This is a genomic window from Pseudomonas sp. MM227, from assembly GCF_947090715.1.
Taxonomy (GTDB): domain Bacteria; phylum Pseudomonadota; class Gammaproteobacteria; order Pseudomonadales; family Pseudomonadaceae; genus Aquipseudomonas; species Aquipseudomonas baltica.
This window is the reverse complement of the sequence record NZ_OX352319.1, coordinates 1710108-1721940: the sequence shown is the minus strand read 5'-3', so window position 1 is coordinate 1721940 and position 11833 is coordinate 1710108. Positions and strand designations below refer to the sequence as shown.

General features: G+C 62.4%; 12 protein-coding genes. 3 read left to right on the top strand and 9 right to left on the bottom strand.

Annotated elements, in window-relative coordinates; genetic code table 11:
- Positions 1 to 2: 2 nt before the first annotated feature.
- Complete coding sequence (nagZ, locus tag ONG87_RS07880; RefSeq protein ID WP_192176151.1) at positions 3 to 1013, bottom strand: beta-N-acetylhexosaminidase; 1011 nt, start codon at positions 1011 to 1013, stop codon at positions 3 to 5.
- A gap of 45 nt (positions 1014 to 1058) precedes the next feature.
- Positions 1059 to 1766: a TetR/AcrR family transcriptional regulator gene (locus ONG87_RS07875; protein ID WP_122800541.1), complete on the bottom strand. Its 708-nt coding sequence runs from the start codon at positions 1764 to 1766 to the stop codon at positions 1059 to 1061.
- A 228-nt stretch (positions 1767 to 1994) separates the two neighbouring features.
- Between ONG87_RS07875 and lexA the strand changes: the two genes are divergently transcribed.
- Positions 1995 to 2603: a transcriptional repressor LexA gene (lexA, locus tag ONG87_RS07870; protein ID WP_043188277.1), complete on the top strand. Its 609-nt coding sequence runs from the start codon at positions 1995 to 1997 to the stop codon at positions 2601 to 2603.
- Positions 2604 to 2612: 9 nt separating this feature from the next.
- On the top strand, positions 2613 to 3089 hold the full coding sequence (gene sulA / locus ONG87_RS07865) for an SOS-induced cell division inhibitor SulA (protein ID WP_122478790.1): 477 nt from the start codon (positions 2613 to 2615) through the stop codon (positions 3087 to 3089).
- Positions 3090 to 3151: 62 nt separating this feature from the next.
- Here the strand turns inward: sulA and ONG87_RS07860 are convergent, their stop codons facing one another.
- The 7 genes from ONG87_RS07860 to ONG87_RS07830 all read right to left on the bottom strand — a co-directional run bounded on the left by ONG87_RS07860 (position 3152) and on the right by ONG87_RS07830 (position 11250).
- Positions 3152 to 3385 carry a hypothetical protein gene (locus ONG87_RS07860; RefSeq protein WP_163007598.1) on the bottom strand — a complete coding sequence of 78 codons (234 nt, stop codon included), beginning with the start codon at positions 3383 to 3385 and terminating at the stop codon, positions 3152 to 3154.
- A 50-nt stretch (positions 3386 to 3435) separates the two neighbouring features.
- Positions 3436 to 3957: a DUF6586 family protein gene (locus ONG87_RS07855; protein WP_122479691.1), complete on the bottom strand. Its 522-nt coding sequence runs from the start codon at positions 3955 to 3957 to the stop codon at positions 3436 to 3438.
- Positions 3958 to 4081: 124 nt separating this feature from the next.
- Positions 4082 to 6694, bottom strand: a complete 2613-nt coding sequence (gene topA / locus ONG87_RS07850) for a type I DNA topoisomerase (protein ID WP_264382580.1) — start codon at positions 6692 to 6694, stop codon at positions 4082 to 4084.
- A gap of 99 nt (positions 6695 to 6793) precedes the next feature.
- The gene (locus ONG87_RS07845; protein ID WP_264382579.1) at positions 6794 to 7045 is read right to left on the bottom strand and encodes a DUF1653 domain-containing protein; all 252 of its coding nucleotides are present in this window, start codon (positions 7043 to 7045) and stop codon (positions 6794 to 6796) included.
- A gap of 92 nt (positions 7046 to 7137) precedes the next feature.
- The gene (gene fadA, locus ONG87_RS07840; protein WP_043188265.1) at positions 7138 to 8313 is read right to left on the bottom strand and encodes an acetyl-CoA C-acyltransferase FadA; all 1176 of its coding nucleotides are present in this window, start codon (positions 8311 to 8313) and stop codon (positions 7138 to 7140) included.
- Between the two features lie 3 nt (positions 8314 to 8316).
- Positions 8317 to 10494: a fatty acid oxidation complex subunit alpha FadB gene (fadB, locus tag ONG87_RS07835; protein WP_264382578.1), complete on the bottom strand. Its 2178-nt coding sequence runs from the start codon at positions 10492 to 10494 to the stop codon at positions 8317 to 8319.
- A gap of 318 nt (positions 10495 to 10812) precedes the next feature.
- Positions 10813 to 11250, bottom strand: a complete 438-nt coding sequence (locus ONG87_RS07830) for a hypothetical protein (protein ID WP_264382577.1) — start codon at positions 11248 to 11250, stop codon at positions 10813 to 10815.
- A 109-nt stretch (positions 11251 to 11359) separates the two neighbouring features.
- Here ONG87_RS07830 and ONG87_RS07825 point away from each other — a divergent pair, with 109 nt between their 5' ends.
- A complete protein-coding gene (locus ONG87_RS07825) occupies positions 11360 to 11803 on the top strand; it encodes a universal stress protein (protein ID WP_043188257.1) in 444 nt (147 codons plus the stop codon).
- Positions 11804 to 11833: the final 30 nt, after the last annotated feature.

The following is an 11833-nucleotide window of genomic DNA, read 5'->3' as shown; positions in this document are numbered from 1 at the left end:
CCTCAGTCGATCAGGCCGGCGCTGCGCAATGCCGCTGTCGCCTGCTGCCAACGCGGATGCCGGCGGTACTCGACGTCGGCGTGGCTCCGCCCGCGCATGGCGGCGATGCGTGGCGAGGGCTGCACGCCCATGCGCTGCGCCGCGCTCAAGGCCAGCTCGGCCGCCGCGCGGTCGTTGCACACCAGGCCCATGTCGCAACCAGCGCCAAGGGCCGCCTCGATACGGCTGGCGGCGTCGCCGACCACATGGGCGCCGGCCATCGACAAGTCGTCGCTGAAGATCACCCCTTCGAAGCCCAGCTCGCCGCGCAATATGTCCTGCAGCCAACGGCGCGAAAAGCCGGCTGGGTTGCTGTCTACCTGGGGGTAGATGACATGGGCCGGCATGACCGCCGCCAGCTTGCCCGCCAGCCGCGCGAATGGCACCAGATCGCAGGCGCGAATCTGCTCGAGGCTGCGCTCGTCGGTGGGAATTGCTACATGAGAATCGGCCTCCGCCCAGCCGTGACCGGGAAAATGCTTGCCGCATGCCGCCATGCCTGCCGCATTCATGCCACGGATGAACGCGCCCGCCAGCAGCGTGGCCCGCTCGGGATCGCCTTCGAACGCGCGGGTGCCGACCACGGCGCTGTGCCCGTGATCCAGGTCCAGCACCGGCGCAAAACTGAGGTCCAGCCCAGCCGCCAGTACTTCGGCGGCCATCAACCAGCCGCAGTGCTCGGCCAGGACGGCCGCATCCGCGTGGTAGGCCAGCTCGCGCATGGCCGGCAGACGCACGAAGCCCTGGCGTAGCCGTTGCACGCGTCCACCCTCCTGGTCCACCGCCAGGATCAGGTCGGGCCGCACCGCGCGGATGGCGGCGGTCAACTCGCGTACCTGACGCGGATGCTCGATGTTGCGCGCGAAAATGATCAACCCGGCCACTTCGGGCTGGCGCAGCAGATGGCGGTCCTCTGCGCTGAGCCAGGTACCGGCGACGTCGACCATCAGGGAGCCTTGCAGACGAGCGCTCATGGATTTTCCTTGTAGAGAGGGAGCTGGAGGGCGACCCGGCACACGTCAGGCCTTGGCAGCAGCCGGGGTGCTCTTGCTGCGTGGCCGCAGTTGAGCGGCGGCCATGGCCTGGTCGGTTACCGCGCTCTGCGCGCGCATGCCTGCGGCAAGAAACGGCACCATCAAGCGCATCACCTGCTCGATCGAGGTATCGACGCCGAAGTCGGTTTCCGCAATGGCACGCAGCGCCTTGATCCCGGACATGCTGAACGCCGCAGCACCCAGCATGAAATGCACGCGCCAGAACAGTTCCAGAGGGGGAATGCGTGGTGCGGCTTCGTTGACCAGCAGCATGTACCGGCGAAAGACCTTGCCGTACATGTCTTCCAGGTAACGGCGCAAGTGGCCCTGGCTCTGGCTGAAGGCCAGGCCGAGCAGGCGCATGAAGATGGAAAGGTCGTTACCGCTGCGCGGTTGAACGACGAGTGCCTGCTCTACCAGAATTTCCAGCAGCTCTTCCAGGCTGGCCTTGGGCATCGCGCTGGCTTGCCGCCGCTCCAGCTCACGGTCGAGGCTGGCGCAGAAGGGTCCGAGAAATCTGGAGAATACCGCCTGGATGAGCGCTTTCTTCGAACCGAAGTGGTAGTTCACTGCCGCCAGGTTGACCCCGGCTTTGCTGGTGATCAGGCGCAGCGAGGTTTCCGCGAAGCCTTTTTCCGCAAAAAGCTGTTCTGCGGCATCGAGGATGCGTTCAACGGTTTCCGACTGGGCCATGGCAACTCCGCCTGACAAACACTTGTTTGAAACATACGTTTCAAAGTGCGTAACTGTCAAGTCCATACGGCCTTTTTGTGGCCGTGGGTCACGTATTAAAGCATACAAATTCATCGCCTTAGCGCAGCATGCGAACTTCGGCAGGCGACGCGCCCGGAAAACGGTATTGCCAAGGGCCATCTACTGTATATAATCCCAGTCACTGTACAAAAAGACAGAGCCATCGACATGTTGAAATTGACGCCACGCCAAGCTGAAATTCTGGCCTTCATCAAGCGCTGCCTTGACGACAATGGCTTTCCACCTACCCGTGCGGAAATTGCTCAGGAACTGGGGTTCAAGTCACCCAACGCGGCCGAGGAACACCTCAAGGCACTGGCGCGAAAAGGCGCCATCGAAATGACCCCGGGCGCCTCGCGCGGCATCCGCATCCCCGGCTCCGAAGCCCGCAACGACGACGCCAGCCTGCCAGTCGTCGGGCGCGTTGCTGCAGGTGCGCCGATTCTGGCGCAGGAACACATCGAAGAGTCCTGCAAGATCAACCCGGGCTTCTTCCATCCTCGCGCCGACTACCTCCTGCGCGTACAGGGCATGAGCATGCGTGACGTCGGCATTCTCGACGGTGACCTGCTGGCCGTGCACACCTGCCGCGAAGTCCGCAACGGGCAGATCGTGGTGGCGCGCATCGGCGACGAAGTCACCGTGAAACGGTTCCAGCGCGAAGGCAACAAGGTTTTCCTGGTTGCGGAAAACCCCGACTTCGCACCCATTGAAGTCGACCTCAAGGATCAGGATCTGGTCATTGAAGGTCTGAGCGTCGGCGTCATTCGTCGATAAGGAGGCATCATGCAGTTTCCCCTGTCACCCCAACAAGCACAAATGTCGCTGTTCGAAGCATTCATGGCTGCACCGGTAACGCCGCTGTTCAAGGAGGCCGTAGAATCGCCCTGGACTGTCGCCGATCCGGATGTATTCAGCGAGATGTCTCTGCGTGGTGCCGCGGGGAACTGCCTGAACCTGCTGGCACCCATGCTGCGGGAATTGAGCGAAGAGCAGGACGCGCGCTGGTTGACGCTGATCGCTCCGCCGGCAAGCCTGACGCAGGCCTGGCTGCGCGATGCAGGGCTCAATCGCGAACGCATATTGCTGCTGCAGCCGCGCGGTATGCAAAGCGCCCAGCAGTTGGCGTGCGAAGCGCTGCGCCTGGGGCGCAGCCATACCGTGGTGAGCTGGCTCAACCCACTGCCCTCCGTGGCGAGGCAGCAATTGATGGCAGCGGCGCGCCAGGGCAGCGCACAGAGCCTGAACATCCGTTTGGGGTGATACCTGCGGTCAAACGATACTGCCCGCCAAGGCCAGCGCAAGGCGCTCGCTGCGTGGCAGGATCAGTGCAGGACGTGCGGCCCGTCGTCCTTGTCGATTTCGCCTTCCACCAGCTTGCCGGCCATCTGCACACCGACACTGAGCATGGCCTTGGCCACTTCCACGTGCTGGCCCTGCAGGAATGCCTTGGCATCTTCGGAAAAATTCAGCGTCACCAGCGAACCTTCGTCCTCGGCACGACGCAACTCGATGCGGCCGTCAGGCAGCTCGACAATCTCAAGAAAGGACGTTGGCATAAGGACATGTTCTCCACGAAAGGCGGGCATTGTAGCAGTGCCAGTGCAAATCAGCACTCACTCAGCCCTTCGCGGAAACGAACGGTCAGGCCCTTGAGCTGCTGACGCCAGCTTTCGAGCACCTCGCGGCTGAGTTCCTGCTCTTCGACTTCATCCAGATTGACTGCCTGGATGAGTGGCTGAGTCACATCGCCTTTGGGCTTTTTGGGCGCCTTGGGCGGCACGAACAGCGCGCTGTGCGCCGCAAGCAGTTGCGCCAGCCAGGTATGCGAATGCTGGGCCAGCTCCACCAACTCCGCCAGCTCGGGAATGGACGTGCCGTCGAGCGCTTGCGGGGTCAGCAGGTTTTCCGCACGGGCAGTGCCGGCCTGAGGCAGGCGGTAATAACCAGCGATCTCGTGACACAGCCCCAACAATGCACCGTAGAGGTGGAACAGCGCGGATTCGCGCTGCGCCTGCAGCTGAGCCTGCGCATTGATGGCCTGGCCCAGTTCGGCCTTGCCCATGGCTTCCAGCGCCAGCCCGGCGAAATAGATTTTCTGGTTGGTACGGGTATAGAGCTCATAGGCCATGCTGGCGATCTCCGCAGTGAACACTCGACTGCAACAGTGTCGGGAACCTGCCCAGCCAGTGCAAGCCACAAATGAAAAGGCCGCACTGTCCTGGGGACGGTGCGGCCTTGGTGCTGCCGGCGCTTCAGCGCTTGTCTTCGACCTTCCACGTCTTGCCGTCGTAGAAAGCCTTCCAACCGGTCGGCTTGCCCTCGACCTCGCTCTGCACGTACTGCTCCTTGGTCTTGCGGCTGTAGCGGATCACGGTCGGACGGCCGTCCGGGTCCTTGATCGGCGCGTCGAACAGGAAGCTGTACTTGGGATCGATCTCATCCTTGTGCGGGATGATCTCCAGCACCAGCGGGGCACGGGTTTCGCGGTTCTTCGGAAACTGGCTGGCTGCCAGGAACAGACCCGATGCGCCATCGCGCAGCACGTAGGTGTCGTTGACCTTCTCGCACTTGAGCTCGGGCATCTTCACCGCGTCCATCTTGGGCGGCGCCGCCTCGCCACTCTTGAGCAGCTTGCGGGTGTTCTTGCACTCCGGATTGGTGCAGCCGAAGAACTTGCCGAAACGGCCGGTTTTCAACTGCATCTCGCTGCCGCACTTGTCGCACTCCAGGCTCGGCCCTTCGTAGCCCTTGATGCGGTAGTTGCCCTCTTCGATCTCGTAGCCCGGGCAGTCGGGGTTGTTCCCGCAGATGTGCAGCTTGCGCTTCTCATCCAGCAGATACGCGTCCATGGCGGTCGCACAGACCGGGCAGCGATGCTTGCCGCGCAGAATCTGCGACTCGGACTCGCCCTCGTCGTCGGCCGCTATCTCATCACCTGGAATCAGGTTGATGGTGGCCTTGCAGCGCTCCTTGGGTGGCAGCGCATAGCCCGAACAGCCCAGGAACACCCCGGTGGATGCGGTGCGGATCATCATCGGCCGACCGCATTCGCGGCAGGCGATGTTGGTCAGGGTCGGCAGGTTGGCGCGCATGCCGCTGTCGGCCGCACCCGCAACGTCCAGCTTGCCCTTGAAATCACCGTAGAACTCGTCAAGAACGTTCTTCCAGTCGCGCTCGCCGTGCGCCACGTCATCGAGGTTCTCTTCCATGCCGGCGGTAAAGCCGTAGTCCATGAGGTTGGAGAAGCTTTCGGACAGCCGCTCGGTGACGATGTCGCCCATCTTTTCCGAGTAGAAGCGACGGTTGTGCAGCGCCACGTAGCCACGGTCCTGGATGGTCGAGATGATCGCCGCGTAGGTCGACGGACGACCGATGCCGCGTTTTTCCATCTCCTTGACCAGGCTCGCTTCGGAATAGCGCGCAGGCGGCTTGGTGAAGTGCTGGGTAGGGTCCAGCTGCAGCAACTTGAGCTGCTCACCCTGGTTCATTTCCGGCAGCACGTCGTCGTCGCCCGGCTTGCTCATCTGCGGCAGCACGCGAGTGTAGCCGTCGAACTTGAGGATACGACCCTTGGCGCGCAGCTCGAAATCACCCGCTGCCACCGTGACGGTGGTCGACAGGTACTGGGCAGGCGGCATCTGGCAGGCGAGGAACTGGCGCCAGATCAATTCGTAGAGGCGCTCGGCATCGCGTTCCATGCCGTTCAGCTTGCTCGGATGAGTGTTCACGTCCGATGGGCGAATGGCTTCGTGCGCTTCCTGGGCGCCCTGCTTGCTGCCGTACACCATCGGTGCTTCCGGCAGGTACTTCTTGCCGAACTCGTTCTCGATATAGGCGCGGGCCATCTCCACGGCGTCGACCGACAGATTGGTCGAGTCGGTACGCATATAGGTAATGTAGCCGGCCTCGTACAAACGCTGCGCCATCATCATGGTCTTCTTCACGCCGTAGCCCAGGCGGTTGCTCGCGGCCTGCTGCAGCGTGGAAGTAATGAACGGGGCCGACGGCTTGCTGCTGGTCGGCTTGTCTTCGCGCTTGACGATGCTGTAGCTGGCATCCTTGAGCTTGGCCAGCGCGGCCATGGCCTGGGCTTCGTTCAGGGGCTTGAAGGCTTCGCCGTTCTCGCGAGCCACTTCGAAACGCACCTTGGCGGCCTTGGCCGACGCCAGGTCGGCGTGCACTTCCCAGTATTCCTCGGGATTGAACGCGCGGATTTCACGCTCACGCTCGACCACCAGCTTCACCGCGACAGACTGCACGCGACCAGCGGACAACCCGCGGGCGATCTTCTGCCAGAGCAGCGGCGACACCATGTAGCCAACCACGCGGTCGAGGAAACGCCGCGCCTGCTGGGCGTTGACACGGTCGATGTCCAGCTCGCCGGGGCGAGAGAAAGCTTCCTGGATGGCCTTCTTGGTGATCTCGTTGAACACCACACGCTTGTAGCGGCTGTCATCGCCACCGATGGCTTCGCGCAGGTGCCAGGCAATGGCTTCCCCCTCGCGGTCCAAGTCCGTCGCCAGATAGATGGTGTCGGCGTCCTTGGCCAGCCGGCGCAGTTCCTCGATGACCTTTTCCTTGCCGGGAAGGATCTCGTACTTGGCCTTCCAGCCCTGGTCCGGATCCACACCCATGCGTGCCACCAACTGCTTGCGGGCCTTTTCCTTGGGCGACAGGGCCGGCGCGTCGGCAGCCGCAGCCTTGCCGCGCTTGGCGGCCGGCTCCTTGCTGGCGCTCGCCGAACCGCTGGTGGGCAAGTCTCGGATATGGCCGATACTCGACTTCACCACGTACTGGTCACCCAGATACTTGTTGATGGTCTTGGCCTTAGCCGGGGATTCCACAATGACCAGCGATTTGCCCATGGATCGGAAAATTCCTGAATACTTGAAATGAAAGGCATGCGGCGCCTTGCGAGGCCCCGCTATATATAGTGGTGAGAACGTGAGGTCAAGCGCCGAGGTTCAAGCGGTCGGCGCCTGCTGAACGGAAAACAGGCTGGGTTCGGCCTTCACCAAAGCAAAGCGCGGGACGCTCTCGCCGTCAACCTCGACCGACTCCAGGAACATGCTCAGCGGGCGCACCCAGAGGCCGAATTCACCGTACAGCGCCTGGTAGAACACCACTTCCTGTTCGTCCTCGGAACTGCGCGCGACGCCGTAGACACGATACTCGGGGCCTTTGTAATGACGATAGAGCCCTGGTTGTATATGCATGTTGCGCCTCGCTTGAAATACTTTTTCGAATGAACCGGGAAAAAACAAAACCGGGACACTGGGCCCCGGTTCGTTCGACTCGCTCGTCAGGACTAGACGCGCTCGAAGACCGTGGTGATGCCCTGCCCCAGGCCTACACACATGGTGGACAGGCCGAAAGTGCCGCCATTCTGCTTCATGACATTGAGCAAGGTGCCGGAAATTCGTGCGCCTGAACAGCCAAAAGGATGCCCCAAGGCGATCGCGCCGCCATGCAGGTTAACCTTCTCGTTCATCTTGTCGAGCACTTTCAGATCCTTCAGCACAGGCAGGGCCTGTGCGGCGAAGGCTTCGTTGAGTTCGATGAAGTCGATGTCGGCAATGCCCAGACCTGCGCGCTTGAGCGCTTTCTGAGTGGCCGGAACCGGCCCGTAGCCCATGATCGCGGGGTCGACGCCGGCCACTGCCATGGAGCGGATTACCGCCAATGGCGTGATGCCCAGGTCCTGGGCGCGCTGCGCCGACATCACGATCATGCACGAGGCACCGTCGGTGATCTGCGACGAGGTACCGGCCGTGACCGTGCCGCCCTTGGGGTTGAAGGCAGGCTTGAGCGCGGCGAGGCTTTCCAGGGTGGTGTCGGGACGAATGGTTTCATCGTAGTCGAAGACCTTGATGAAGCCATTTTCGTCGCAACCCTGCATCGGGATGATCTCGTCCTTGAACTTGCCCTGGACCGTGGCCTGGTGAGCCAACTGGTGCGAGCGCACGCCGAAGGCATCCTGCTGTTCGCGAGTGATGCCGTGCATTTTACCGAGCATCTCGGCGGTAAGCCCCATCATGCCCGAGGCTTTCGCGGCGTACAGCGACATGTGCGGGTTCGGATCCACGCCGTGCATCATGCCGACATGGCCCATGTGCTCGACGCCGCCGACCACGAACACGTCGCCGTTGCCGGTCATGATCGCCTGGGCGGCCGTGTGCAGCGCGCTCATGGACGAGCCGCACAACCGGCTGACGGTCTGGCCGGCCGCAGTGTGCGGGATCTGCGTCATCAGCGAAGCCATGCGGGCGATGTTCCAGCCCTGTTCCAGGGTCTGGTTGACGCAGCCCCAGATCACGTCCTCGACTTCGGCCGGATCGACCTTGGCATTGCGCTCCAGCAGCTTGCTGATCAGGTGCGCCGACATGTCCTCGGCGCGCGTGTTGCGGTGCATGCCGCCTTTGGAGCGGCCCATGGGGGTGCGACCGAAGTCGACGATCACCACGTCTCTAGGATTCAAGCTCATCAGTCATTCACCCTTGTTCTGTACGTTGGCCGCTTGCCCGAAGAAGGTCTGGCCAGCACGCGCCATTTCACGAAGCTTCTGCGTAGGCTGGTACAGCGGACCCAGTTCGGCGTAGCGGTCGGCCAGCTCGACGAATTCGGCCACGCCCAGCGAATCGATGTAGCGCAGCGCACCGCCGCGGAACGGGGGGAAACCGATGCCATAGACCAGGCCCATGTCGGCCTCGGCTGCGGTTTCGACGATGCCGTCTTCCAGGCAGCGTACGGTTTCCAGGCACAGCGGGATCATCATCCAGTTGACGATGTCTTCGTCGGAGACCTCGCGCTGTTCGTAGATCACCGGCTTGAGCACGTCCAGCGCCGCAGGATCGGCCACCTTCTTCGGCTTGCCGCGCTTGTCGGTTTCGTAGGCATAAAAGCCCTTGCCGTTCTTCTGCCCCAGGCGGTTGGCCTCGTACAGCGCGTCGATGGCGGAGCGACGCTCGTCTTTCATGCGATCCGGGAAGCCTTCGGCCATCACATCACGGCCATGATGGCCGGTGTCGATGCCGACCACGTCCATCAGGTAGGCCGGGCCCATGGGCCAGCCGAATTTCTCCATGACCTTGTCGATGCGCACGAAATCGACACCGGCGCTGACCAGCCGGGCGAAACCGCCGAAGTACGGGAACAGCACGCGGTTCACCAAAAAGCCGGGGCAATCGTTGACCACGATGGGGTTCTTGCCCATCTTGCGGGCATAGGCAACGGTGGTCGCCACGGCAACCTCACTGGACTTCTCGCCACGGATCACTTCGACCAGCGGCATCATGTGCACCGGGTTGAAGAAGTGCATGCCGACGAAGTTTTCCGGACGCTTGAGTGCCTGCGCCAGCAGGTTGATGGAAATGGTCGAGGTGTTGGACGCCAGGATGGTGTCGTCCTTGACCTGCGCCTCGACCTCGGCCAGCACTGCCTGCTTGACCTTGGGGTTTTCCACTACCGCTTCGACGACGATGTCGACATGGCCGAAATCGCCGTAAGACAGCGTCGGACGAATGTCGTTGAGCGCTTCGGCCATCTTCGCCGGGGTCAGGCGACCTTTTTCGACGCGCGCGCCGAGCAGCTTGGACGCCTCGGCCAGGCCCTGTTCGATGCCCTTCTCGTTGATGTCCTTCATCAGGATCGGCGTGCCCTTGAGCGCCGACTGATAGGCGATGCCACCGCCCATGATGCCAGCGCCCAGCACGGCCGCCTGACTCACATCGCGGGCCACCTTGTCGTAGCCACGGGCCTTGCGCTTGAGTTCCTGATCGTTGAGGAACAGGCCGATGAGGCTTTGCGCGGCCGAGGTCTTGGCCATCTTGGCGAAGCCGGCGGCTTCGATTTCGAGGGCTTTCTCGCGACCGAAACTGGCTGCTTTCTGGATGGTCTTGATGGCCTCGACCGGCGCCGGATAGTTGGGCCCGGCCTGGCCGGCGACGAAGCCCTTGGCGGTTTCGAACGCCATCATCTGTTCGATGGCGTTGAGCCTGAGCTTGACCAACTTGGGCTGGCGCTTGGCCTTGTAGTCGAATTCGCCGCTGATGGCGCGCTTGACCAGGTCTAAAGCAGCAGCTTCGAGCTTGTCCGGCGCCACGACGGCATCGACCGCACCCACCTTGAGCGCATCGTCGGCGCCGTTTTCCTTGCCCGACGCAATCCACTCGATGGCATTGTCGGCGCCGATGATGCGCGGCAGGCGCACCGTGCCGCCGAAACCTGGGTAGATGCCCAGCTTGACCTCGGGCAGGCCGATCTTCGCTTCGCTGGACATGACCCGGTAGTCGGCAGCCAGGCACATTTCCAGGCCGCCGCCCAGGGCGATGCCGTTGATGGCGGCGACCGTCGGCACTTCGAGGTCCTCGAAGTCGCTGAAGATGCGATTGGCCTGCAGGTTGCCCGCGACCAGCTCGGCTTCGGGCAACTTGAAATTCTCGACGAATTCGGTGATGTCCGCACCGACGATGAAGACGTCCTTGCCACTGGCGACGATCACGCCCTTGACCGAAGCGTCGGCCTTGATTGCCGCGATCGCTTCGCGCAGCTCTTCGAGCGTGAGCCGGTTGAATTTGTTGACGGACTCGCCCTTGAGGTCGAACCGCAGTTCGACGATGCCGCTTTCAAGAGCCTTCACCGTGATGGCTTTACCTTCGTAAATCATCCACTGATCTCCACGATATGGAAGCTGAACAGTACACGCCTGACGCTGGATAAAAGGGGGCGATACATGGCCGCCGCTCTCTGTAGCCAGGCATACCCGTCAGCGCGGTAGTCGGGATAGTGCTGGAGCGTGACTGAAAAACGCTCGATTCATACGCCCGTTTGATTGGGCTGCGTGTACATTCACGGAATTGCGGGCGATTGTCAAATGCCGCGCCAGCCGCGAGAAAACGCGACTTTGCGGTCATTTCTGGAATGCGCAGAAACGCGCACCTGCGACAGCCTGCCGCAGGCATATGACGATAGCTCGAGACAACGATCAAGCCAGTGCTTGCAGGACCTTTGCAATATCCTGAAGCACCTTTTCGTTACCCTTCTCGCCCCAGTACAGGGCGAGCATCTGCGGCCCGGCTTCGAGCTTGTAGACGTCGGCGGGCAACGTGGCCAGGTGAGGCAGCAGCAGCGGATCGATACAGGCTTCGCGCCACTGGTTGCACCAGACCCCCGGCTCGGTCTGCCAGTAGCTCCAGCTGTCGACCCTGCCCTTGCGGCGTGGCCGATGGTATTGCGCACAGGGGTCGGGTGGCTCGACGCTGAGCCAGTGCGGCCACTGCTGGGGAGCCAGCTGCATGGCCAGGCCCATCCGCCGCGCCTGCAGGCGCACGGCCATGCGGCCGCTCTGGCTGCGCGACGGCCGCAGCCATACCATGGGGCTGAGAATCAGCGCAAGGATTGACACGACTATCCACACCGTCATAAAGAGTACACCCGCTAAGCGTTTCAAATAGATCGGCGAGGGTTGTTCATGTCGCGCCCCGCCCAAACAGTCCATACTCAAGCTATCGCAATCGTCAGGAGTGCTTCTTATGCCCTACCAACACATTCTGGTCGCCGTCGACCTCACCGAGGAGTGTGACCCGGTCATCAAGCGGGCCCGGGAGCTGGCGGTCAGCAACGGCGCCAAGCTCTCGCTGGTGCACATCGTCGAACCCATGGCCATGGCTTTCGGCGGGGACGTGCCGATGGACCTCTCGCAGTTGCAGCAGCAGCAGTTCGATCAGGCCAAGGAGCGCCTGGAAACGCTGAAGGTCAAGTACCCGGACCTGGTCGTCGGCGATTGCCACCTGACCTACGGCCAGCCGCGTCAGGAGATTCACAACCTGGCGAAGAAATCGGAATGCGACCTGGTGGTGGTCGGCAGTCATGGCCGTCATGGCCTGGCATTGCTGCTTGGTTCGACGGCCAACGACGTGTTGCACGGAGCGCCGTGCGACGTTTTGGCGGTGCGCCTGGTCAAGCGCGCCGAGTGACGTGCGTCACCCCGGACCAGGCATTCATGC